Origin of the sequence: Lysobacter sp. MMG2 (assembly GCF_016735495.2) — a bacterium.
Classification (GTDB): domain Bacteria; phylum Pseudomonadota; class Gammaproteobacteria; order Xanthomonadales; family Xanthomonadaceae; genus Lysobacter_J.
The window spans coordinates 321328-344689 of sequence record NZ_JAERQY020000004.1 but is presented as its reverse complement, the minus strand read 5'-3'; the positions used below and the strand labels follow the sequence as shown (position 1 = coordinate 344689).

At 68.8% G+C, this 23362-nt stretch carries 24 protein-coding genes; 13 read left to right on the top strand and 11 right to left on the bottom strand.

The annotated features are described in order from the left end of the window. Positions 1–33: 33 nt before the first annotated feature. From JI752_RS16230 to JI752_RS16215, 4 genes are all read right to left on the bottom strand, one after another. The gene (locus JI752_RS16230) at positions 34–234 is read right to left on the bottom strand and encodes a zinc-finger domain-containing protein (RefSeq protein ID WP_216966016.1); all 201 of its coding nucleotides are present in this window, start codon (positions 232–234) and stop codon (positions 34–36) included. A gap of 84 nt (positions 235–318) precedes the next feature. Then, a complete protein-coding gene (locus tag JI752_RS16225) occupies positions 319–1029 on the bottom strand; it encodes a pirin family protein (protein WP_216966014.1) in 711 nt (236 codons plus the stop codon). A 68-nt stretch (positions 1030–1097) separates the two neighbouring features. Further along, positions 1098–1679: a YceI family protein gene (locus JI752_RS16220; RefSeq protein WP_254200959.1), complete on the bottom strand. Its 582-nt coding sequence runs from the start codon at positions 1677–1679 to the stop codon at positions 1098–1100. A gap of 40 nt (positions 1680–1719) precedes the next feature. After that, positions 1720–2319: a malonic semialdehyde reductase gene (locus tag JI752_RS16215; RefSeq protein WP_216966010.1), complete on the bottom strand. Its 600-nt coding sequence runs from the start codon at positions 2317–2319 to the stop codon at positions 1720–1722. Positions 2320–2425: 106 nt separating this feature from the next. On the opposite strand from JI752_RS16215, the gene JI752_RS16210 reads away from it, so the two are divergent. Further along, a complete protein-coding gene (locus tag JI752_RS16210) occupies positions 2426–3391 on the top strand; it encodes a mitochondrial fission ELM1 family protein (RefSeq protein WP_342316106.1) in 966 nt (321 codons plus the stop codon). A gap of 11 nt (positions 3392–3402) precedes the next feature. Here JI752_RS16210 and glnE read toward each other — a convergent pair whose 3' ends face one another. The 4 genes from glnE to groES all read right to left on the bottom strand — a co-directional run bounded on the left by glnE (position 3403) and on the right by groES (position 9355). Further along, entirely contained in the window at positions 3403–6231 is a 2829-nt protein-coding gene (gene glnE, locus JI752_RS16205; protein WP_216966007.1) for a bifunctional [glutamate--ammonia ligase]-adenylyl-L-tyrosine phosphorylase/[glutamate--ammonia-ligase] adenylyltransferase, read from the bottom strand. Between the two features lie 340 nt (positions 6232–6571). Continuing rightward, positions 6572–7180: a DUF6445 family protein gene (locus tag JI752_RS16200; RefSeq protein WP_216966005.1), complete on the bottom strand. Its 609-nt coding sequence runs from the start codon at positions 7178–7180 to the stop codon at positions 6572–6574. Between the two features lie 105 nt (positions 7181–7285). Next, positions 7286–8923, bottom strand: coding sequence for a chaperonin GroEL (groL, locus tag JI752_RS16195; RefSeq protein ID WP_216966003.1), 1638 nt, complete (start codon positions 8921–8923; stop codon positions 7286–7288). A gap of 144 nt (positions 8924–9067) precedes the next feature. Next, positions 9068–9355 carry a co-chaperone GroES gene (groES, locus tag JI752_RS16190; protein ID WP_216966001.1) on the bottom strand — a complete coding sequence of 96 codons (288 nt, stop codon included), beginning with the start codon at positions 9353–9355 and terminating at the stop codon, positions 9068–9070. Positions 9356–9893: 538 nt separating this feature from the next. Between groES and JI752_RS16185 the strand changes: the two genes are divergently transcribed. After that, entirely contained in the window at positions 9894–10316 is a 423-nt protein-coding gene (locus JI752_RS16185) for a helix-turn-helix domain-containing protein (protein WP_216966000.1), read from the top strand. 3 nt (positions 10317–10319) lie between these two features. On the opposite strand, the gene JI752_RS16180 is transcribed toward JI752_RS16185, so the two are convergent. After that, positions 10320–10793, bottom strand: coding sequence for a hypothetical protein (locus JI752_RS16180; RefSeq protein WP_216965998.1), 474 nt, complete (start codon positions 10791–10793; stop codon positions 10320–10322). Between the two features lie 152 nt (positions 10794–10945). On the opposite strand from JI752_RS16180, the gene cutA reads away from it, so the two are divergent. The 7 genes from cutA (at position 10946) to JI752_RS16145 (ending at position 17751) form a co-directional block, all read left to right on the top strand. Beyond that, positions 10946–11287 (top strand): divalent-cation tolerance protein CutA, encoded by a 342-nt coding sequence (gene cutA, locus JI752_RS16175; protein WP_216965996.1) that lies wholly within the window; start codon positions 10946–10948, stop codon positions 11285–11287. Continuing rightward, positions 11280–13676 (top strand): protein-disulfide reductase DsbD, encoded by a 2397-nt coding sequence (gene dsbD, locus JI752_RS16170; RefSeq protein ID WP_216965994.1) that lies wholly within the window; start codon positions 11280–11282, stop codon positions 13674–13676. Before cutA ends, dsbD begins: the two co-directional genes overlap by 8 nt. Continuing rightward, the gene (locus JI752_RS16165; RefSeq protein WP_216965992.1) at positions 13676–14272 is read left to right on the top strand and encodes a TlpA disulfide reductase family protein; all 597 of its coding nucleotides are present in this window, start codon (positions 13676–13678) and stop codon (positions 14270–14272) included. Before dsbD ends, JI752_RS16165 begins: the two co-directional genes overlap by 1 nt. Before the next feature lie 130 nt (positions 14273–14402). Further along, the gene (aroQ, locus tag JI752_RS16160) at positions 14403–14861 is read left to right on the top strand and encodes a type II 3-dehydroquinate dehydratase (protein ID WP_216965990.1); all 459 of its coding nucleotides are present in this window, start codon (positions 14403–14405) and stop codon (positions 14859–14861) included. Positions 14862–14938: 77 nt separating this feature from the next. Beyond that, positions 14939–15412 carry an acetyl-CoA carboxylase biotin carboxyl carrier protein gene (gene accB / locus JI752_RS16155; protein ID WP_216965988.1) on the top strand — a complete coding sequence of 158 codons (474 nt, stop codon included), beginning with the start codon at positions 14939–14941 and terminating at the stop codon, positions 15410–15412. A 70-nt stretch (positions 15413–15482) separates the two neighbouring features. Next, positions 15483–16850 carry an acetyl-CoA carboxylase biotin carboxylase subunit gene (accC, locus tag JI752_RS16150; RefSeq protein ID WP_216965986.1) on the top strand — a complete coding sequence of 456 codons (1368 nt, stop codon included), beginning with the start codon at positions 15483–15485 and terminating at the stop codon, positions 16848–16850. 91 nt (positions 16851–16941) lie between these two features. After that, positions 16942–17751, top strand: a complete 810-nt coding sequence (locus JI752_RS16145) for an energy transducer TonB (RefSeq protein WP_216965984.1) — start codon at positions 16942–16944, stop codon at positions 17749–17751. A 17-nt stretch (positions 17752–17768) separates the two neighbouring features. Here JI752_RS16145 and JI752_RS16140 read toward each other — a convergent pair whose 3' ends face one another. Together JI752_RS16140 and JI752_RS16135 are read right to left on the bottom strand one after the other, a co-directional pair. Continuing rightward, on the bottom strand, positions 17769–18179 hold the full coding sequence (locus tag JI752_RS16140) for a hypothetical protein (RefSeq protein WP_254200955.1): 411 nt from the start codon (positions 18177–18179) through the stop codon (positions 17769–17771). Beyond that, positions 18176–19162: a hypothetical protein gene (locus JI752_RS16135; protein WP_254200952.1), complete on the bottom strand. Its 987-nt coding sequence runs from the start codon at positions 19160–19162 to the stop codon at positions 18176–18178. Before JI752_RS16135 ends, JI752_RS16140 begins: the two co-directional genes overlap by 4 nt. 166 nt (positions 19163–19328) lie before the next feature. Here JI752_RS16135 and prmA point away from each other — a divergent pair, with 166 nt between their 5' ends. The 4 genes from prmA to purH all read left to right on the top strand — a co-directional run bounded on the left by prmA (position 19329) and on the right by purH (position 23327). After that, positions 19329–20249, top strand: a complete 921-nt coding sequence (gene prmA, locus JI752_RS16130) for a 50S ribosomal protein L11 methyltransferase (protein WP_216966154.1) — start codon at positions 19329–19331, stop codon at positions 20247–20249. A 34-nt stretch (positions 20250–20283) separates the two neighbouring features. After that, positions 20284–21171, top strand: a complete 888-nt coding sequence (locus JI752_RS16125; protein ID WP_216965982.1) for a DUF3426 domain-containing protein — start codon at positions 20284–20286, stop codon at positions 21169–21171. 100 nt (positions 21172–21271) lie between these two features. Next, positions 21272–21544, top strand: a complete 273-nt coding sequence (gene fis / locus JI752_RS16120; protein ID WP_216965981.1) for a DNA-binding transcriptional regulator Fis — start codon at positions 21272–21274, stop codon at positions 21542–21544. Between the two features lie 193 nt (positions 21545–21737). Further along, the gene (gene purH / locus JI752_RS16115; RefSeq protein WP_216965979.1) at positions 21738–23327 is read left to right on the top strand and encodes a bifunctional phosphoribosylaminoimidazolecarboxamide formyltransferase/IMP cyclohydrolase; all 1590 of its coding nucleotides are present in this window, start codon (positions 21738–21740) and stop codon (positions 23325–23327) included. The last annotated feature ends 35 nt before the right edge of the window (positions 23328–23362 follow it).

Genomic DNA, 23362 nt, shown 5'->3' with positions numbered 1-23362 from the left:
GCGTCGTCGCGAGTTGCGTCGGCAGGCGCGGGATCAGTCTTGCAGGACGAAGTGCGAGCCGCAGTACGGGCACTGCACTTCCCCGCCATCGGCCTCGATCGGCAGGTACACGCGCGGATGCGAGTTCCACAGCGCCATCGACGGCAGCGGGCAGCTCAGCGGAAGGTCGGCGCGGTGCACGACGTAGCGCTGCTCGGCGTTGGCCTGGGTCGGGTGGGCGTTGGCTGCGGTCATGGGACGAAGGCTGTGGCGACGCGGGGCCGCAAGTTTACCAGTCCCGGCGCGAAGACCGGCTCGCCGCGTCGCGGCGGGCCGTGCTTATCCGGGCAGATCGAACAGCAGGACCAGCGCGCGCTCGTCGCCGCGGCCCTGCAGGCGCAGCGTGCCGGACTCCTCGCGCAGGCCCAGGGCATCGCCGGCATCGAGCGGGCGCTCCTCGTTGGCGGTGACCTGCCCCAGCACCACCTGCGCCCAGTACAGGCGCGAGGCATCGAGTTCGAGCGCGGCCGTCTCGCCGCGATCCAGCCGGATTTGCAGCACGCGGGCGTCCTGCCGGATCGCCAGGCTGCCCTCGCGACCGTCGCCGGAGGCGAGCAGCGTCCAGCCGCGGGCATCCACGGGGACGGCCTCACGGCGGGCGTAGGCCGGTTCGTGGTTCAGCCGCGACGGCTGGATCCACATCTGCAACAGGTGCAACGGTTCGCTGGCCGAGGCGTTGCGCTCGGTGTGCTCGACACCGTGGCCGGCGCTGAGCCACTGCAACTCGCCGGCACGGACCGTGCCGTGGCCGCCGATCGCGTCCTCGTGCGCGAGTTCGCCGGAAACGACGAACGCCAGCAATTCCATGTTCGCGCCCCGAGTCGCGGGAAAACCGGCCCCGGGCGCGAGGCGATCCTCGTTCAGCACGCGCAGCGGGCCGAAGCCCATCCACGCCGGGTCGTAGTACCCGCCGAAGGAGAAGCCGTAGCGGCTCTCGGGCCGGCCGGCGGCGGCGTGGCCGCGTTCGCTGGAGGGACGCTGGAGGATCATCGAAAACACAAAGGGCGGGAACCGGACGCGATTGTCCCTGTTCCCGCCCCGGATGTCCGCCCTGCCGCTTACTTCGCGGCCGGCACCACGGCTTCGGTGGTGATGCGCAGGGTGACGTTGTCGCTCACGTTCGGCGCGTACTTGTCCACACCGAAGTCGCTGCGCTTGATGGTGGTGGTGGCGTCGAAGCCCGCCGCGGCGCGCTTGGCCATCGGCTGCTCGCCGATCTTGTTGATGGTGGTGTCGAGCACGACCGGCTTGGTGATGCCCTTGATGGTCAGGTCGCCGAACACGCGCAGCTTCTTGTCGCCGGCGGCCTCGACCTTGGTGCTCTTGAAGGTGATGTTCGGGTGCTTCTCGGCGTCGAAGAAATCGGCGCTGCGCAGGTGTTCGTCGAACTTGGCGACGTGCGAGTCCAGGCCCGACAGCGGCAGCGTCACTTCCACCTTCGAGGTGCCGACGTTGGTCGGATCGTAGGTGATGGAGCCGTCGACGTCGCCGAAGTTGGCGATCGGGTTGGAGAAGCCGAAGTGGCTCCAGCTGGCGACCACGGAGGTGTGGTTCGGATCGATCTTGTACGTGACCGGCGCGGCGAAGGCGGCGGTGCTGAGGGTCGCGAGGGTCGCGGCCAGGGCGATGCGCTTGAACATGGGTGGTTCTCCGGTGAGGGTGGTCGGGCGAACTGCGTGGTTACTCGATCCGCGCCGCTTCGTCGAAAGACAGGCGCGGCGAACGGGGAAACAGCTTGGCCGTGTCGCCATGGCCAAGGTTGATGAGGAAGTTGGACTTGATCTTCGTGCCGGCGAAGAACGTCTGGTCGACGAGCGCGTTGTTGAAACCCGACATCGGGCCGGTGTCCAGGCCGAGCGCGCGCGCGGCCATCAGCACGTAGGCGCCCTGCAGGCTGCCGTTGCGCAGTGCGATGGTGGTCAGCGCGTCCTCGGGCTTGGTGTCGAACCAGCCGCGCGCATCGGTGTGCGGGAACAGGTACGGCAGTTTCTCGTAGAAGCCCAGGTCGTAGGCGACGATGGCGGTGACCGGCGCGGCCATGGTCTTGGCGTAATTGCCTTCGTCCAGCGCCGGGCCGAGCTTGGCCTTGGCTTCCTTCGACTTCACGAACACCAGCCGCAGCGGCGACATGTTGGCGCTGGTCGGCCCCCACTTGGCCAGGTCGTAGAGCTGGCGCAGGGTCTCGTCGCTGACGTCGCCCTTGAGCTCGTTGTGCGTGCGGGCGGTGCGGAAGAGCTGGTCCAGCGCGGACTCGGGCAGCGGGTGCAGGGTGTGCGACATCGTGTGCTCCATGGGAGACCGCGACATCGCCGCGGCCAAGGTTCGAGAGTGTAGAGTCTGGCACGTTCGCAACAGCCGACTGATCCAGAACGGATTAATCACAAACGTGCAACGAACAAGCCCCGATTACGCCCCCGACACCTGGACGCTGACCGACGGCCACGCCGGCAACGTGCGCCAGGCGCAGGCGCTGGCGGCGGTGCTGGGCGAACCGTTCCGCGCGTGGACGCTGGCCCCGCACAGGCCCTGGCGATGGTTCGCGCCGCGTGCGTGGCCGGGAGCGGACGGCGCGTTCGGCCCCACTTTCGAACAGGCGATGCGGATGCCGCCGTCGCTGGCGATCGGCTGCGGCCGTCAGGCGGCCCTCGCCACGCGCCTGCTGCGCAAGCGCGGCGCGCGGGCGGTGCAGATCCTCGATCCCCGCATGAGCACGCGCCATTGGGACCTCGTCATCGCGCCCGAGCACGACGGGCTGCGCGGCGACAACGTCATCACCGTGCTCGGCAGTCTGCATCCGGTGGACGACCTCTGGCTCGCGACGGGACGACACGCCTTTCCCGACCTGGGCACCCTGCCCGGCCCGCGCACCGCGCTGCTCGTCGGCGGCGACAGCGCGCACGCGCGCTTCGACGCGGGCGTGTACGAATCACTGCTGCACCACGTGGAGCGCGTGGCGCGCGACGAAGGCGGCAGCGTCATGGCCACCACGTCGCGCCGCACGCCGTCGGGCGTGAGCGCTGAAGTGCGCGAACGACTGCGCGGCATCCCCGGCATCGTCTGGACCGACAGCGCCGACGGCCAGAATCCCTATGCCGGCCTGCTCGCCTGGGCCGACCGCATCGTCTGCACGGCCGATTCGGTCAACATGCTTTCCGAAGCTGCGGCCACCTGGGCCCCGGTGTTCGTCGCCGGACACGAGCGCGTCGAAGGCCGCCCGCGCCGTTTCGTCGATGCGCTGCTGCGCATGGACCGCATCCGCGTGCTGGGCGATGGGGCCGCTGCGTCCGACATCACGCCGCTGCGCGAGACCGCGCGCGTAGCCGCCGAGGTGCGGCAACGCATCGACGCATAACGCGGGCGAACTCAGGCGTCGAACACCAGCCCATGCGCATGCGAGGCGGCGATGATCGCCTCGCGCGCCTGCGCGATGGCGTCGTTGATCGGCAGCCGGCGCGGACGGCGGTCGAGCGTGCACGCCAGTCCCGCATCGACAAACACGGCGTGCGCTTGCGTCAATCCGGCGACTTCCTCTTCGCTCAACCACGCGCTTTCGCCCAGCGCGTGGATGAGTTCGCGCGTATTGCGCGACGAAAGCCACTGCGCGTGCCGTGCCGAATGCGCGAGCACGGCGTATTGCAGCAGGAACTCCAGATCAACCAGACCGCCCTCGCCCTGCTTGAGATCGAACGCTGCCGCGTCGCTGCGGTCGAGCTCGGCGCGCATGCGGCGGCGCATCGAGACCACGTCCTCGCACACGCGTTGCGCGTCGCGTTCGCGCGAGAGCGTCTGCCGACGCACGTCCTCCACGTCGGCGCCGAGCGATTCGTCGCCTGCCACGAACCGTGCGCGCACCAGCGCCTGATGCTCCCACGTCCATGCGCGCTCGCGCTGGTAGTCGCGATAGCTCGCCAGGCTCGACACGAGCAGTCCTTTCGCGCCGTCCGGACGCAGGCGGACGTCGACGTCGTACAGGCGACCGGCCCCGGTCACCGCGCCCAGCAACGCGACGACCTTCTGCGCCACGCGCGCGAACCAGCGCGTGGCTTCGAGTGGGCGCGCACCATCGGAATGCGCGTGCTCACCGCCGGGCGAGTCGTAGATGAAGACCAGGTCCAGGTCCGAACCGAAACCCAGTTCCTCGCCGCCGAGACTGCCGTAGCCGATCACCGCGAAGCGCGCGCCGGGCACGCGACCGTGCGCGCCGGCGACTTCGTGCTCGGCCAGGCGCAGCACGCGCATCACCACGCCGTCTGCCAGCCACGCGAGCTGGCGCGCGCCGTCCGCGGCCGACAGGCGTCCGTCGCGCACCGCCATGGCGATGCGGAAGCTCAGCGCCTGGCGCACTTCGTTTAGCGCCTGCAGGACCGCTTCGGCATCGTCGTCGTCATCGCGTGCGACGTCCGCGCAGGCGGCGTGCAGTTCGTCGCGTCCCGGCAGCGGTCCGGCGACGCGCGCGTCGAGCAGTTCGTCGAGCAGCAACGGATACGAGGCGAGGCGTTCGGCCAGCAGCGCGCTGTGCGTCACCACTTCCACCAGACGCGCAAGCGCAACGGGCTGTTCGTCCAGCAGGGCGAGGTACGCGCTGCGTCGCAGCACGTTGTGCAGCAGCGCCAGCAGGCGCCGCAGCGCGAGCATCGGCTCGCTCGACGCGGCCGCGGCCTGCAAGAGCGACGGCAGCACGCGATCCAGGCGCGCGCGTGCGTTGTCCGATAGGCCGCGCACGCCGGGGCTTCGCGCGAAGTCGCGCAGCGCCGCGTCGGCGTTTCCGGCTTCGATGAAACCGGCATCGGCCAGCGCTTCGCTGTCGCTGCCGTCGGGCAGTGCGTGCCAGTAGCGGGTCAGCGCGTCGGGCGCGTTGCGGCGACGGCGCGGCGTGAGCAGCGCCTCGAACTCGGCGGTGACGCGCGCACGCTGCGCATCCAGTGCTTCGCGCAGCCCGCTCCAATCGGCGTAGCCCAGCGACGCGGCGATGCGGTCGCGATCTTCCTCGCGTTCGGGCAGCGCATGCGTCTGCGCATCGCGGAGCATCTGCAGGCGATTCTCCAGGCCGCGCAGGAAGCGGTAAGCGGTGGCGAGCATGTCGCCCGCCTCGACGCTCATCTGTCGCGCCTCCATCAGCGCGGCGAGCGAGGGCAGCAGCCGGCGATCGCGCAGGCTGGGTTCGCGACCGCCGTAGATGAGCTGCAAGGCCTGCACCAGGAATTCGATCTCGCGAATGCCGCCGGGCCCGCGCTTGATGTCATCGGCCAGCTCCTTGCGCGCGACTTCCGCGCTGATCGCCGCCTTCATGCCGCGCAGGCCGTCGAGCGCGCCGAAATCCAGGTAGCGGCGATAGACGAACGGTCGCAGGCTCTCAAGGAAGCGTTCGCCCGCGGCGGCGTCACCGGCGACGGGCCGCGCCTTCTGCCACGCGTAGCGCTCCCAGTCGCGGCCTTCGCGCTGAAAGTACTGCTCCATCGCGGTGAACGACCACGCCACCCGGCCCGCGTTGCCGTAGGGACGCAAGCGCAGATCGACGCGGTGGCAGAAGCCGTCGACGGTCAGCTCGTCGAGCAGCTTCGCCAGTTGCTGGCCCAGACGCGCGAAGTAGTGCTCGGCATCGAGCGGGCGCGCGCCGTCGGACTCGCCGTCGTGCTCGTAGGTGTAGACCAGGTCGACGTCGGAACTGAAGTTGAGTTCGCCACCGCCCAACTTGCCCAGCCCGAACACGACCAGGCGCTGCGGTACGCCATCGCGATCACGCACGAGGCCGTGGCGTTGTGCGAACTCCTGCTCGATCGCGGCGAGCGCGATCTGCAGGCAGCGTTCGGCCAGATGCGTGCTGCCGGCGAGCGTGCCGTCGACATCGTCCAGGCCCAGCACGTCGCGCCAGATCAGGCGCGTGGAGCCGGCGGCGCGATAGCGGCGCAGCAATGCCGGCCAGTCGGCGCGGTTGATGGCGTCGAGCACCGGCTCCTCGAGCGGCTGCGCGCCGTCGTCGTGCAGCAGGCGTTCGAGCAGGGCCGGCTGGCGCGCGAGGGTGTCGATGGCGAAGTCGCTGGCGATGGCGACGCGCTCGATGCGTGCGATCGCGTGCGGATCGGACAACCGTCCGTCCTGCCCGGGCAGCGCCGCGCGCAAGCGCGCGAGCGCTCGTGCCAGCAATGGCTCGAACTGGACGGAATGCGAGGGAGACGTGGCGGTGAGGATCATCGCGCCGATTCTGTCATGCGGCCCGTGCCAGCCCGCGCTTGCGGCAGACACCGTGCCAGCGCGCGACGACGAGACCTTTTCGCTGCGCGCCGCGGGATTCCAGCGAACGGGCAAATAAAAAGCCCGCCCCGGTCGAACCGGTTGCGGGCCTGCTCCCTCCCCCACGTCGGGATGCAGGGCGATCGTGAAGGAAGCGTTAGGGGGTTTGCACGCTGCACTGCAAAATAGAACTCTGCGGTTCAAAATGCATGCCAATCAGACCTTTACAAGCATCCCTGTTCAGGTATGGAAGAGGCTTGGGCCCGGACGCGATGAGCCCGGGAAGGACGGATCGGCGCCGTCAGACCGCCTCGAAAAACATCAGGTAGACCAGCCGGCCGTTCTCCATGCGGTCACCGAACGCCGGCCCCGCGGTGTGCCACAGCCACGGGCGCAGCAACACCAGGCGGTTGAAGCGCATCGGCGCCTGCATGGTCGGCTCCCACTTGGAATCGTCCACGCTGTCGCGCTCGATGATCTCGCGGTGCATCTGCTCCAGCGAGTCGTAGCCCATCGCGCGCATCTCGGCATCGTCGAGCGGGGCGCGGTCGGAGTTCGTGGCGCGGTGGCGGAAGAACTCGGTGCCGCCACGGCAGTCTTCCGGACGGCTGAGGAAGAGAATCCCCGACCAGTACGCCTGGTCGATGTGCACCTTCGCGCGCCCCACGTCGGCCGCCAGCGTCATGCGGAACTTCGCGTGCGATTGCAACGGCGCGATCGGCCGCACGTTCTCGCCGACGAGTTCGGAGACGCGCCGGTCCAGGCCGTCGATCTCGATGCGTTCCAGCGAGTTGCGCCCCGGGAATGCGCCCTGCTGATCGGGATACGTCAGTTGCAGGCCCACGTCGCGCAACTGCAACGCATCGCGGTGGCTGAGGAAGTCGTCGACGATGATCAGGGAGGTCGGCATGCGCGCGAGCTTAGCGGGCGCGCACGCCGGCCGCACGCCGGCCAAAAAAGAACCCCGCATCGCTGCGGGGTTCTTCGTGTTGCCAGGTGCCGCGGAAAGCCGGACTTAGAAGTCCATGCCGCCCATGCCGCCCATGCCGCCGCCCGGCATCGCCGGCTCGTCCTTCTTCGGCAGCTCGGCGACCATCGCTTCGGTCGTGATCATCAGACCGGCGATCGACGCGGCGTTCTGCAGCGCGGTGCGGGTGACCTTGGTCGGGTCCAGGATACCGGCTTCGAGCATGTCGACGTACTCGCCGTTGGCGGCGTTGTAGCCAAACGCGCCCTTGCCTTCGATCACCTTGTTGAGGATGACGGAGGGCTCTTCACCGGCGTTGGTGACGATCTCGCGCAGCGGCGCTTCCATCGCGCGCAGGGCGATCTGGATGCCGTGATTCTGGTCTTCGTTGGCACCCTTCAGGCCGGCGATCGCCTCCTTGGCACGCAGCAGCGCGACGCCGCCGCCCGGGACGATGCCTTCTTCCACGGCAGCGCGGGTGGCGTGCAGCGCGTCTTCAACGCGTGCCTTCTTTTCCTTCATTTCGATTTCGGTCGAAGCACCGACCTTGATCACCGCCACGCCGCCGGCCAGCTTGGCCACGCGCTCCTGCAGCTTCTCGCGGTCGTAGTCGGAGGAGGTCTCCTCGATCTGCGCCTTGATCTGCTTGATGCGGCCTTCGATGCCCGAGCTCTCGCCCGCGCCGTCGATGATCGTGGTGTTTTCCTTCGAGACCTGCACCTTCTTGGCGCGGCCCAGATCCTTGATGGTGGCCTTGTCGAGCTGCAGGCCGACCTCTTCGGAGATCACGGTGCCGCCGGTCAGGATGGCCATGTCTTCCAGCATCGCCTTGCGACGGTCGCCGAAACCCGGGGCCTTCACGGCGCAGACCTTCACGATGCCGCGGATGGTGTTGACCACCAGGGTCGCCAGCGCTTCGCCTTCGACTTCCTCGGCGATGATCAGCAGCGGCTTGCCGGCCTTCGCGACGCCTTCCAGCACCGGCAGCAGGTCACGCACGTTGGAGATCTTCTTGTCGTGCAGCAGGATGAACGGATCGTCCAGTTCGGCCTGCATCGACTGCTGGTTGTTGATGAAGTACGGCGACAGGTAGCCGCGGTCGAACTGCATGCCCTCGACGACGTCGAGTTCGTTCTCCAGGCCCGAGCCGTCTTCGACGGTGATCACGCCTTCCTTGCCGACCTTGTCCATCGCCTGGGCGATGAGGTCACCGATGTTGGTGTCGCTGTTGGCCGAGATCGCGCCGACCTGGGCGATTTCCTTCGACGTCGAGGACGGCTTGGAGATCTTCTTCAGCTCGACGACGGCCTCGGTCACGGCCTTGTCGATGCCGCGCTTGAGGTCCATCGGGTTCATGCCGGCGGCGACCGCCTTCATGCCTTCACGGATCAGCGCCTGCGCCAGCACGGTGGCGGTGGTGGTGCCGTCGCCGGCGTTGTCGGAGGTCTTGGAAGCGACTTCCTTGACCATCTGCGCGCCCATGTTCTCGAACTTGTCGGCAAGCTCGATTTCCTTGGCGACGGACACGCCGTCCTTGGTGATGGTCGGCGCGCCGAAGCTCTTCTCGAGCACGACGTTGCGGCCCTTCGGGCCGAGGGTCGCCTTCACGGCGTTGGCGAGGATGTTGACGCCGCGCACCATCTTGACGCGCGCGTCCTCACCGAAACGGATTTCTTTGGCAGCCATGGTTGTAACTCCGGGATTCGTTATTCGAGATTCGTGATTCGTAGAAGCGAGGGTGCGGCAGGAGTTCGGGAAGGTCGGGATGCGTCGGCGCATGGCGCTCTTACGAATCCCGAATCTCCCATCCCGAATCCCCGCCTTACGGCATCAGCCAAGGATCGCGAAGATGTCGTCTTCCTTCACCACCAGGAACTCGTTGCCGTCGAGCTTCACTTCGGTGCCGCTGTACTTGCCGAACAGCACCTTGTCGCCGGCCTTGACCTTCGGCGCGCGCACGCTGCCGTTGTCGAGCACCTTGCCCTCGCCCACGGCGACGACTTCGCCCTTGATCGGCTTCTCGGTAGCCGAGTCCGGAATCACGATGCCGCCGGCGGACATCTTTTCTTCTTCCATGCGCTTGATGACCACGCGGTCGTAGAGCGGCTTGATATTCATGGCGACGCGAACCTCCGAGGAATACGTAAGTGATTGAAACAAGGGGAAAAGTGGCGGAATTTTAGCAGCCGCAGGCGACGAGTGCCAACGCCGGCGGCAAACAAAACCCGGCGAACCGGGATGCGAGGGAGATGGGGCGCACGGCAGGGCTTTCAAGGGCGTCGCGGCGAAAAACGCGCCCGGAGGCGGCCCAGAGGCTTCAAACGCAACACGGGGCGGCCGGCGGCAACGGCGCGGTGCGTAAAAAAAAGAGCGCGTCCCGTGGAACGCGCTCTTTGGTGTCGGAGTTGCCGTCCTGGGCCTGGCGCTGTCCCTGCGCACGCCCCCGAACCCCGCGCCGTGTCATGGCGCACGCGAATGTTGTGCAGTTCGTGGCATTCCAGCCAGAGGGACGGGGCGGTGGCGCTGCTGACAGGCGGTAGCCGGACGGCGTGTGAATTTGCCAGAATCCCCCGCAGAAATAGCTTTCGGTTCACGCCTGCAGGAAGCATGGCTACCTCCAGGACACAGGTTCAGGTGAATTTTGTTCACTCTGTGAATGGAGGTATCCAAGGTGACGCCGCAGCAACGGATCCGACTCGCCCGCCGCCACGCCGGACTGTCCCAGGCCGCCCTGGGGGCCGCGGTGGGCGTGCAACGCAGCGCCGTGGGGCACTGGGAGGCCGCGCGGGGGAAATTCCCCTCGGTGGCGCATCTGCGCGAGATCGCGCTGGTCACCGGCGTCCAGTTCGAGTGGCTGGCGACGGGCCGCGGCTCCATGGGACTGTCGGCCGACACGGCGCTGGACTCCGTCGCCGCCGCCGATGCGGTGCTGGTGGAGGATCCACTGGAGCTGCGCCTGCTGACGGCCTTCCGCACCGCACCTACGCGTTCGAAGGCGCCGCTGGTGGAGGTCGTGGAGCAACTGGCGGAACTGCGCACGGGGCGCGCGCGATCGTCCGCCAAAGCGGTACGCGGTTGAGCCTCAGCCGCCGGCGAGGCGTTTGACGGCCGCGGCCGGCAGCGCGGCGCAGTCGGCCGCGGGGGCGAAAGCCGCCGTGGCGGTCTCATCCCCCTGCACCAGCTGGAGCCGCTTGGCCGCCACCGGAGCGGGCAGCACGAGCGTCCACACGGCGCGGATCGTGCCCTGCATCGGCGGCTCGGCCTGCGGGGCGCCGGATGCGTCGACATAGATCAGGTTGGGCCCCGATGCGACCAGACGTTGCCCGGTGTCGACATCGATCACGCCCATGTCGGCCGGGTCGCTCCAGCAATCCATTGCGCTCTCGCAGCTCAGGTCCAGGAGCAGGCGCGGCGCCGGCGCCGCCTGCAGGCACGCCGCCCGCACGCGTATGCCGTGGGCATCGCCTGTCTGCGCAATGGCGGCCAGGCTGGCCAGCGCCAGCGGCAGCCCGGCGAACACGAACCTCGCCAGCACAGGCTTGAAGCGGTGGGACATCGGACCTCCTCGACCGGCGTGGGGCACCGGCGCGGGCAGCCTACGCCAAAGCCGGCCCCCTCGCGCAAGTCCGCCGGGCGGGGGTATCGCAACACTGTGGGCCGCCTGGGCACGGGCATCGGCACGGGGCAGGCCCTACACTGGCGCCCCTCATGACCACGCCTTCCGCCCCGCCCGTGCGGCTGGTGCTCAGCACCTGCCCCGATGCGCAGACCGCTGATGCCCTCGCCACGGCGCTGGTCGAGGCGCGCCTGGCCGCCTGCGTGAACGTGCTCCCCGGCGTGCGTTCGACGTACCGCTGGCAGGGCGCCGTGGAGCGCGGCGAAGAAGTGCTGCTGCTGATCAAGACCACCGCCGACCGCGAGGCGGCGCTGGTGGAACGACTCAACGCGCTGCATCCCTATGAACTGCCCGAGGCGTTGGCGGTCGAAGCCGTCGGCGGCCTCACCGCCTACCTGGACTGGGTGGCCGAACAGACCCGTGACGATGACTGATCCGATCCGAACGCGCGCCGCGCGACTGCTCTCCTTCCTGCTTCCCCTCGCACTGGCGATCGGCGCCCCCGCCGCGCAGGCCGCGATCGACCCGGACGACCTGCTCCCGGTCGACGACGCCTTCGCACTGCGCGCCGAAGCGCCGACGCCGGACCGGATCGAGATCCGCTGGCGCATCGCCGACGGCTACTACCTCTACAAGCACCGCATCGCCGTGCAGGCCGACGCGGCCTTCGCCGCGCAGCCGCTGCAGCTGCCCAAGGGCGATGCGCACGAGGACGAGTTCTTCGGCAAGGTCGAGACCTACCGGCAGGCGCTCACCGCCGTGCTGCCGGGCCAGGCGAACGCCGGCCAGGTCACGCTGAAGATCAAGTACCAGGGCTGCGCCGACGCGGGCATCTGCTACCCGCCGCAGGTGCGCAGCGTGACGGTCGCCCTGCCCGCCTCGAACGCCGCCGCGCAGGACAGCGCGCGTCCTACGGTGAACTTCGGCGCAGGCGGCGCCGCGCCGCTCGGCGGCGGCCTGCTGGGCCGCAACGCCACCGGCACCGACGCCCTGCCTCTGCCGCCGGAACAGGCGTTCGGCTTCGAAGCGATCGCCGGCGACGGCAACACGCTGCTGCTGCGCTTCACGCCGGCCAAGGGCTATTACCTCTATCGCGACAAGACCACGCTGACGCTCGACGCTGCCGCGACGCAGGCCGGCTTCGCCCTCGGCGCGCCGCGCTGGCCGAAGGGCGTGGCGCATCGCGACGAGCATTTCGGCGACGTCACGGTGTTCTTCGACCAGATCGACGTGCCGGTGGCGGTCGCGCGCACGAAGACCGAGGCGACGACGCTGCGGCTCACCGCCGGTTTCCAGGGCTGCCAGACCGACGGCATCTGCTATCCGCCGATGACGCGCACGGTCGAAGTTGCGCTGCCGACCGGCAAAGTGATGGCGATCGACGCCAAACCCGCCGCTGCATCGCAGCCGATTGCGGCCGCGCCGTCCGCCGGCGAAGCCCTGGCCACGACCGGCCCGGCGAATGCGAGCACGGACGCAGCGCCCGCCGCTTCGTCGGCTCCCGTCGCGACGACGACCGACACCGCCGGCCAGGCCGAAGACACACGCCTGGCCGCCGCGCTGTCGGGCAAGGGGCGCTGGGTCGCGCTGCTGACCTTCTTCGCACTGGGCCTGGGCCTGTCGTTCACGCCCTGCGTGCTGCCGATGATTCCGATCCTGTCCGGGCTGATCGCCGGCCAGGGCCCGAACCTCGGTGCGCGCCGCGCGTTCTCGCTGTCCTTCGTCTACGTGCTGGCCAATGCACTGGTGTTCACCGCGGCGGGCATCGTCGCCGGGCTGGTGGGCGCGAACCTGCAGGTGGCCTTCCAGACGCCGTGGGTGATCGTCGCCTTCGCCGCGCTGTTCGTCGTGCTGGCGCTGTCGAGCTTCGGCCTGTTCGAGCTGCAACTGCCGGCCAGCCTGCGCAGCCGGCTCGGCGCGATGAGCGACCGCCAGCGCGGCGGTTCGATGCTGGGCGTGGCGGCGATGGGCGCACTGTCGGCGCTGATCGTCGGCCCCTGCGTGGCGCCGCCGCTGGCGGCCGCCGTGCTCTACATCGGCCAGACCCAGGACCCGACCTTCGGCGGCGCGGCGCTGTTCCTGCTCGGCATGGGCATGGGCGTGCCGCTGCTCGCCTTCGGCGTGGCCGCCGGCAAGGGGCTGCCGACCAGCGGGCCGTGGATGGTCACGGTGCAGCGCGTGTTCGGCCTCATCTTCCTGGGGCTGGCGGTGTGGATGGTCTCGCGCATCCTGCCGGGGCCGGCGACGCTGGCGTTGTGGGGCGTGCTGCTGCTCGCTGCCGCCGCGGCGGTGGCGATCGGCCTGCGTGCGCTGCGCCACGACGGCGCGCGCATCCTGGGCTGGACCTCGGTGCTGATCCTGGGCCTGTTCGGCGCGGCGCAGCTGGTGGGCGCGATGGCCGGCAGCCGCGATCCGCTGCAGCCGCTGGCCGGCCTGCGCAGCGGTGGCGTGCAGGAAGCCGAGCTGCCGTTCCGCAAGATCAAGTCGCTGGCCGATCTCGATCGCGAAGTCGCCGCCGCCAAGGCCGCCGGCAAGCCGGTGATGCTCGACTTCTATGCCGACTGGTGCGTGGCCTGCAAGGAAATGGAGAAGTACACCTTCCCCGAACCGGCCGTGCACAAGGCGCTCGACGGCTTCGTCCTGCTCAAGGCCGACGTGACCGCCAACGACGACACCGACCAGGCGCTGATGAAGCACCTGGGCATCATCGGCCCGCCGGCCACGCTCTATTACGCCGACGGCGTCGAGCACCGCGAGCTGCGCCTGTTCGGCTTCGAGGATGCGGAGAACTTCGTCGAACGCGCGGGCCGGGTGAAGCGCTGATGGGGTCGACGGGCAAGGTCCTGCTCGTCGCCGTCATCGCCGGTGCGCTCGGCGTCGTGGCCGGACTGGTGGTGAACGGCCCGGGCCCGCTGCTGCGCACCGAAGTGGGCCAGCGCGCGCTGCAATCGGCGATGGAAGCCAGCGCACCCAAACCGCCGGCGGACCTTCCGGTCGCGCGCCGCGGTGAGGTCATCCCCTCCATCCGCCTGCCCGCGCTGGATGGCGCGAATGTCGAGCTTCCCGCCGCGTACGCCGGCAAACCGGTGCTGATCAACCTGTGGGCCAGCTGGTGCGGCCCGTGCATCGAGGAAATGCCGGAGCTGGACCGCTTCGCCGCCGCCCAGGGCGCGAACGGCATGCAAGTGGTCGGCATCGCGCTGGATGACAAGGCGGCCGTGCAGGCCTTCCTGCAGCGGATCCCGGTGCGCTACCCGATCCTGCTCGACGAGGCCGGCCCGCGCGATGCCGGGGTGCAGCTGGGCAACCCCAAGGGCGTGCTGCCCTATACCGCGCTGATTTCGGCCGACGGACGCCTGATCAGGCAGAAAATCGGCCCGTTCCAGCACGGCGAAATCGACAACTGGGTCGCAGATTAGAGCGACCACTCAAACAACTGATTAACTTCCGGGAACTTCGTCGATACGGCGGCGAACGTCTGGACACCCTGAAAGGCATGGCGCACACTGCCGCCCTTCGGCTTTGTTCAACGCGAAAAATCCGGTCCCGATGGCGAAACTGCTGGTCCTGCACGGCCCCAACCTCAACCTGCTCGGCACCCGCGAGCCGGAGGTCTACGGCCGCACGACGCTGGCGGACATCGACGCCGACCTGCGCGCCCGCGCCGAGGCCGCCGACCACGCCGTCGAAACCCTGCAGACCAACGCCGAGCATGTGCTGGTGGACCGCGTCCAGGCCGCCCGCAGCGACGGCACCGCCTTCATCCTGATCAACCCGGCCGCTTTCACCCACACCAGCGTCGCCATCCGCGACGCGCTGGCGGCGGTGGCCCTGCCGTTCATCGAAGTCCACCTGTCCAACCCGCACCGCCGCGAACCCTTCCGCCACACCAGCTACTTCAGCGATCTGGCGGTGGGCGTGGTCTGCGGTTTCGGCGCGGACAGCTACCGCTACGCCCTCGATGCCGCCCTGGCGCATCTACGGCCGGGATTGGGGATTGGGGATTAGGGATTCGCGAAAGCGGCTCCCCGATCTCATCCAATCCCGAATCTCGAATCCCCAATCCCGCACAACCGAGGCCCACCATGGACCTGCGCAAAATCAAGAAGCTGATCGACCTGCTCGAAGAATCCAACCTTGCCGAGATCGAGATCAAGGAAGGCGAGGAGTCGGTCCGCCTGGCCCGCACGCCGAAGGGCGTCGCCGTCGCGGCTGCGCCGGTGATGCACGCCGCGCCGGTCGCGCCGCAGCCGGTGATGCCGATGCACGGCCCCACCGAAGCCGCCAGCGGCGGCACGCCCAAGCCCGCCGCCGACCTGCCCGCCGGGCACATCGTGCGCGCGCCGATGGTCGGCACCTTCTACGCCTCGCCGTCGCCGGACAAGCCGGCGTTCGTCAGCATCGGCCAGGCGGTCAAGGCCGGCGACACGCTGGGGATCATCGAAGCGATGAAGATGTTCAACCCCATCGAAGCCGACGTCGCCGGCACCGTGCTCAAGATGATGGTCGAGAACGGCCAGCCGATCGAGTTCGACCAGCCGCTGTTCGTCATCGGGTAAGCGCGCCGGGCGCGGCCGGTGCTGCCGCCGCGCTCCCGCTTTCTTCGTCCCTGCTTTCGAGAACAGCCACATGCTCGACAAAGTTGTAATCGCCAACCGCGGTGAGATCGCGCTGCGCATCCTGCGCGCGTGCCACGCGCTGGGCATCCGTACGGTCGCGGTGCACTCCACCGTCGACCGCAATCTCAAACACGTCGCGATGGCCGACGAGTCGGTCTGCATCGGCCCGGCGCCGTCCACCGACAGCTACCTCAACATGGCGCAGATCATCGCCGCCGCCGAGGTCACCGACGCCCAGGCGATCCACCCGGGCTACGGCTTCCTGTCGGAGAACGCCGACTTCGCCGAGCGCGTGGAGCAGTCCGGCTTCATCTTCATCGGGCCCAAGGCCGACACGATCCGCCTGATGGGCGACAAGGTCGAAGCCATCCGCGCGATGAAGTCCGCCGGCGTTCCCTGCGTGCCCGGCAGCGGCGGTCCGCTCGGCGACGACGCGGCGACCAACGTCAAGATCGCGCGCGAGATCGGCTACCCGATCATCGTCAAGGCCGCCGGCGGCGGCGGCGGTCGCGGCATGCGCGTGGTGCACACCGAGGCGCATCTGGTCACCGCGATCCAGACCACCAAGTCCGAAGCCAAGGCCGCGTTCGGCAACGACATGGTCTACATGGAGAAGTTCCTGGAGAACCCGCGCCACGTGGAAATCCAGGTCCTCGCCGACGGCCAGGGCAACGCGATCCACCTGGGCGAGCGCGACTGCTCGATGCAGCGCCGCCACCAGAAGGTCGTCGAGGAAGCGCCGGCACCGGGCATCACGCCCGAGCAGCGCGCGGAAATCGGCAAGGTCTGCGTGGAAGCCTGCCTGCGCATCGGCTACCGCGGCGCCGGCACGTTCGAGTTCCTCTACGAGAACGGCCGCTTCTACTTCATCGAGATGAACACCCGCATCCAGGTGGAGCATCCGGTCACCGAGATGGTCACCGGCATCGACCTGGTGCGCGAGCAGCTCAACATCGCCGCCGGCCACAAGCTGTCGATCAAGCAGAGCGACATCGTGCTGGAAGGCCATGCGATCGAGTGCCGCATCAATGCCGAAGACCCGGACACGTTCATGCCGTTCCCCGGACTGATCCAGCATTTCCACGCACCGGGCGGCCCGGGCGTACGCGTGGACAGCCACATCTACGAAGGCTATCGCGTGCCGCCGAACTACGACTCGATGATCGGCAAGCTGATCGTGCACGGCCCCGATCGCGAAACCGCGATCGCACGCATGCGCGTGGCGCTCTCCGAGATGGTCGTGGACGGCATCAAGACCAACATCCCGCTGCAGCAGCGGATCATGTCCGACGCCGGCTTCCAGCAGGGCGGCATGAACATCCACTACCTCGAGAAACGCCTGAAGGAACAGAAGGAAAAGGCGCTCTCGATCGTGTGACCTGACAACCGCGGCCCAGGCCGCGGTTTCTTTTTCTGCGGCAGGACTTCCTGCAAGAATGCCTGCGTCCCCGCACCGGTTCGGAGCCCGCATGACCGCTCGACTGTTGATGACCCTCGCGATCGCCTTGGCGTCCTCGCAGGCCATCTGCGCACCCCGCTCCGGCAGCGACTGGCTGCAGGTCGAGACCGTCATCGACACCCACGACACCGTGTCGCACCTGTACCGCGAGCAGCTGCTCTCCTGGTACCGCACCAGCGGAACGATGGACCCGAAGGAACTGGAGGCGCTGCCGGACGCCGGCTATTTCGCCTTCCGCCCGGACCTGACCAGCTTCGCGATCGACCGCGGCGACGCCACGGGCCAATGGACCTTCGTCGCACCACAGCAGGGCCGGTGGCCCGACAGCGCGGTGCAGGTGATCGATCGTTCCGACATGGACCGCTACCGCATCATCGCGCGCGTCCATTGCCCGGCCGCCAACGCCGCCTGCAAGGCCTTGCAGGCGCAAACCGCCGCGATGTCCCCGCCGGAGCCGTCCACCGACACCGAAAGCCCCGGCTATCTCGCCTGGCGCAAGCTCATCGAACACGAGGCCTGCACGCCCGCGCCGAAGGACATGGCGCCACCGCGCTATCCGGCCTCGCTGGCGCGGCATGGCGAAGGCGGTCGCGTGGAACTGCGCCTGCTGGTCAATCCCTGCGGTGAAGTGCGCGCGGTGCGCCTGAGCGAATCCTCGGGCTATCCGCTGCTGGACCAGTCGGCGATCAATGTCGCCTGGGGCTGGCGCATCCAGTCCGAACGCCAACCGGAGGGCGCACTGGTGCGTGTGCCGGTGGACTTCGTACCGCCGCAGATGGACGGCGCCGCCACCGGACGGGTCGATCGGGCGGTGCGCTGAGGCCGCCTGCCTTCAGATCAGCGCGTCGCTTCCTGCGCCGAGGCATCGGCGGCGGCATCCTTGGCGACCGCGGTACCGCTGCGCTGCTGCGTCCCGGCGAGGGGATGCACGCCCGAGCTCGACGACGGGCTGACGACCATGACGTACTCGCTGGAACCGTCGGGCCACACGACCTTGAAGGTGCTGCCCGGCGGCAGCGTCGAGAACGGCGCGCCGCTGCTCGCCCGATACACCGCGGCGACCTGCGCCGCCCCGGTGGTGCGCACGTCCTCCGACGAACGCACGGAGGTCACGGCGATTTGCGACAGATGGCGATACTCGTCACCCAACACGTCGATCATCACGCCCGCGGCGGCCACCGAATACGTGGCGAACAACAGCACCCAGAAATACCTGCCGGCCTTGGTTGGCAATGGAAGCTTCTTCATTTTGATTCCCTCTTCCCGCCCATGAGCGAGACAACCATGTCGTTGATGACGTCCACACCCTGGCGGGGGATGGCGGCGTCGAATACGAAGCGTTCGAAATCCTGCCCGGGCACGCGTGAACAGATGCCGCCGTTGGCGCAGTACGACGTCATCAGTGCGCTGTCGGACGAGCAGTCCAGGCCCTGCCGGCACGCGGCCAGTTGCCAGGCCAGTTCCGAGAACTGAGTGCCGGCGACCTGATCGGCCAGCTCGATCTTGCCGCTGGCGGCGACGCCCATCGCCGGCGACAGCGCCGAATACGCTTCCGGGTCGCCCGATTCCTTCACGCGCTCGACCAGATCGCGCTTGTATTCGGGCGTGTCCTTGAGCGGTTCGCCCGAAGCGAGCAGCGAAGCCTCCGCCGCGACGCTCCCGGCTTCCGCCGCTTCCACGCGCTTGAGCACGATCATGCGCGGCGTCAGCTCGTCCTGCGGCACGAAGCGCGCGCACCGCTGGCGGATGCGCTCGCGTGCGGCGACCATCGCCGCCGAACCGCGCATCTCCATCTCGCCGATCACGCGCGTGTCGCGCTCGAACGCCGCCGGTGCCGCGGCGAAGCCGGAGCAGTAGTCGTACACGCGGCTGATCATCCAGATCGCATCGGCGTCGCGTTCGCGCGCGGCCGGTTCCAGCGACTGCGCGTACGCGTACAGATCGCTCGCCGTGTCGAACTGCTCGCGCAGGGCCGAGCGTGCGGGCACCTGCACCGTGCGGCCGATGGTATCCGGTCGCGGATGGTCGACCGACGCGCTCTCCCGATCGGGCAGCTCGGCGTTTACCGCCGTGGCGATGGCGACGCGTTCGACACTGCTCCGGTCACCGCTCTGCACCCACGCCGCCACCGACGCGATGCCGAGCACCACCAGCGTCGCCCCGGCGAGCATGCGCGTGCTCGGCCACGAAGGCGATCGTGCTTTCAGCCCGGTTTGAAGGGTGTTGGCCATGGCGGGGGGAGACGGCGTCGGGCCATTCTAAGGCCAAGCCGCCGCCGCAACCGGCAAGGTTTCGGGCTGAATGCGGGCAAGTGGCCCTGCCCTGTGACCGTGGACCCGCTTTACGCCGTCTGCCGCACGGCCCACCATGGCCGCCCGTCGTCGCCTTCCGACCGCCATGCCGTTCCTCGAACTCACCCTGCCCTGCACCGAAGTCCAGCAGCCGCGCTACGAGCGCGCGCTGGAAAGCGTCGGCGCGCTGGCCGTCACGCTCGCCGATGCGCATGCCGACGCGCCCGACGAACAGGCGATCTTCGAGCCCGGCGTCGGCGAACAGCCGCTGTGGAACGAGCTGGTGCTGACCGCGCTGTTCGAAGGCGGCACCTCTCAGGACCTGCTGCTGTACGCACTGAGCGCGGCCGACGAAGGCCTGGACTGGTCGCGCGCGGCCTTCCGCGAGGTCGAGGACCAGGACTGGGAACGGGCCTGGATGGATCAGTACGAGCCGCTCAAGTTCGGCCGTCGCACCTGGATCGTGCCGTGGAACCACGACCTGCCCGAAGGCGCCGACGCGGCCGACGCGGCCGTGGTTCGCCTCGACCCCGGCCTGGCCTTCGGCTCCGGCACGCATCCCACCACGTCGCTGTGCCTGGAATGGCTCGACACGCTGGCCGACGAAGGCGCGCTGCACGGTCAGCGCGTGCTCGATTTCGGCTGCGGCTCGGGCATCCTCGCGCTGGCCGCGCTGAAGCTCGGCGCCGCGCAGGCGATCGGCGTGGACAACGACCCGCAGGCGTTGATCGCCACCGCCGACAACGCACAGCGCAACGGCGTGGACGATCGCCTGCTGGCCTACGCGCCGGACGAGGAACCCGCGCAGACGTACCCGGTCGTGGTCGCCAACATCCTGGCCTCGGCGCTGGTGGCGCTGGCCGACACGCTCACCGCGCGCGCCGCGCCGGGCGGGCGCATCGCGATGTCGGGCATCCTCGCCGGCCAGGAAGACGAGGTCATCGAGCGCTACGCCGCCGGCTTCGAACAGCTGCATGCGCAACGCCAGGAAGACTGGATGCGCGTCACAGGCGTGCGCCGCCGATGACAACGCCGCGGGCCGGCATGTTTGAATAGCCGCCATGTTCGTCCCGTGCCCGCACTGCGGTTTCCTGGTTGCGCTCATCGTCCGCCCGGACGGTGCGCCGCAGCGTTGCCCGCGTTGCGAGCAACTCGTGGAACCCATCGGCACGGACACGACGCCCGTGGAAGAACCCGTCGACGCACCGGCCGACGAACCCGTGCACGAAACGGCGGACGCATCGCCCGAAGCGTCGCCGACCGTTACGCCTGAAACGAGTGCAACCGACGAAGTCGCAACCACCGCCGAGGCGACGGACGACGCCACCGACAGCGAACCGACATCGGACGCGCTTCCCAGTTACGAGGACGCCATCGCCGCGGTGACGGTGGGCACGCCCGCGCGTCGGAGCAAACGCGCCGCACGTCCGCGTCGCAAAGGCGCGCCGAGTTTCGCCCGCCACTCCGCACCGACCGCACCGGCACGCGTGCATTGGGGCTGGTATGCCGGCATCGCCGGACTGACGCTGCTGCTCGCATTGCAGTTGCTGCTGGCGCAGCGTTTCGAACTCGCCGCCGATCCGCGCTGGCGACCGCTGGTCGCCGGCGCATGCAGCGTGCTGCGCTGCGAAGTGCCGGCGTGGCACGAACCGGCCGCGTTCACCATGCTCCAGCGCAGCGTGCGACCCAAGGCGGGCGCGGCAGGCGTGCTTGCCGTGGAGGCCAGCTTCCGCAACGACGCGCAATGGCCGCAGCCCTGGCCGACGTTGCTGCTGAGTCTGTCCGACGTGGACGGCCGGCCGGTCGGCGTGCGTGCGTTCACCCCCAACGAGTACCGCCGGACGCACAGCGCCGCGGACCGCCTCCTGCCCGGGCAGAGCGCGACCGTGACAATGGATGTCGTGGAACCGGCGCCACGCATCGTGGCGTTCACCTTCGATTTCCGCTGAGCCCTCGCGATTCATTGGCGCCTGCGACAGGCCCACGATAGACTCGCCCTCCCGCCGACCCCGCACCGGGGTGAGGTCGCGCGAAGGACTGGGGATCACGTTGAACGCTGCCACCGACCGAACCGACACCGCACGCCCCGCTCCACGCGTGCCGCTGCGCGACCATGTCGCCACGTCGATCCGCCGCTACCTGGGCGACCTGGACGGCAGCGACACCGAGAACCTCTACGAGATCGCGCTGCGCGAGCTGGAGATCCCGCTGTTCGTGGAAGTGCTGCAGCACTGCGACGGCAACCAGAGCCGCGCCGCGTCGATGCTCGGCATCCACCGCGCGACGCTGCGCAAGAAGCTGCGCGAGTACGGGCTGGACTGATTTTTCCTGCTGTCATCCCCGCGAAGGCGGGGATCCAGGCTTGCGTGCGTCACGCCTTTCGAAGGCCGGAATCGAACCGGACAGTTGGATTCCCGCCTTCGCGGGAATGACGGCTGAAACTCCGTGCGACGGAAGGCCCGCAACGCGCGGGGCCGTATAATTCCCAGCTCCCCGCCGCCGTCCCCGCACACCCATGACCTCCGAACTCCTGTCCGGCCCGCCGGTCGTCGTCCGCCGCGCCCTGCTGTCCGTATCCGACAAGACCGGCCTGATCGCGCTCGCCCAGGCGCTGCACGCGCACAACGTCGAACTGCTCTCCACCGGCGGCACCGCCAAGGCCATCCGCGACGCCGGCCTGCCGGTGAAGGACGTCAGCGACGTCACCGGCTTCCCCGAGATGATGGACGGCCGCGTCAAGACGCTGCACCCGCTCGTGCACGGCGGCCTGCTCGGCCGCGCCGGGCTGGATGACGCGGTGATGGCGCAGCACGGCATCGGCGCGATCGACCTGCTGGTGCTGAACCTGTATCCGTTCGAGAAGGTTTCGGCCAACCCCGACAGCTCGCTGGACGACATCGTGGAGAACATCGACATCGGCGGTCCGGCGATGCTGCGTTCGGCGGCGAAGAACTTCGCGCGCGTGGCCGTGGCCACCGATCCGGCGCAGTACGAAGGCATCCTGGACGAACTCAAGCACAACCACGGTGCGCTGTCGGGCACGACGCGCTTCGCACTGTCGGTGGCCGCGTTCAACCGCGTCGCGCAGTACGACGCGTGCATCAGCGACTACCTGTCCTCGATCAACGTCGACGACGGCCAGCGCGCGCGCTTCCCCGCGCAGCAGAACAGCAACTTCGTGAAGGTGATGGATCTGCGCTACGGCGAGAACCCGCACCAGCAGGGCGCGTTCTACCGCGACCTGTGGCCGGTGCCGGGCACGCTGGCTACGTTCACGCAGTTGCAGGGCAAGGAACTGAGCTTCAACAACCTCGCCGACGCCGACGCCGCGTGGGAATGCGTGCGCCAGTTCGAGCGCCCGGCCTGCGTGATCGTCAAGCACGCCAATCCCTGCGGCGTGGCCGAAGGCGTGGCCTGCGGCGACGCGTACGAGCTGGCCTACGCCACCGACCCCACCTCCGCCTTCGGCGGCATCATCGCGTTCAACAAGACGCTGGACACCGCCACCGCCAAGGCCATCCTCGACCGCCAGTTCGTCGAAGTGCTGATCGCACCGGACTACGAGGAAGGCGCGCTCGACTACGCGAAGAAGAAAGCCAACGTGCGCGTGCTGCGCATTCCGCATGGTGAAGGCCGCAACAACGTGGACATCAAGCGCGTCGGCTCGGGCCTGCTGATGCAGACCAGCGACATCCGCGAAGTCACGCGCGAGGAACTCAAGGTCGTGACGAAGATCGCGCCGACGAAGGAGCAGATGGACGATCTGCTGTTCGCCTGGCGCGTGGCGAAGTTCGTGAAATCCAACGCGATCGTCTACGCGAAGGACCATCGCACCATCGGCGTCGGCGCGGGCCAGATGAGCCGCGTGTACTCGGCGCGCATCGCCGGCATCAAGGCGACCGACGCGGGCTTGGTGGTGCCGGGCTCGGTGATGGCGTCCGACGCCTTCTTCCCGTTCCGCGACGGCATCGACGCCGCGGCCGAAGCGGGCATCAAGGCCGTGATCCAGCCGGGCGGCTCGATGCGCGACAGCGAAGTCATCGCCGCCGCAGACGAACACGGCCTGGCGATGGTGTTCACGGGCGTGCGTCACTTCCGTCACTGATCCGCCGGGAATCGGGAATCGGGAATCGGGAAAGC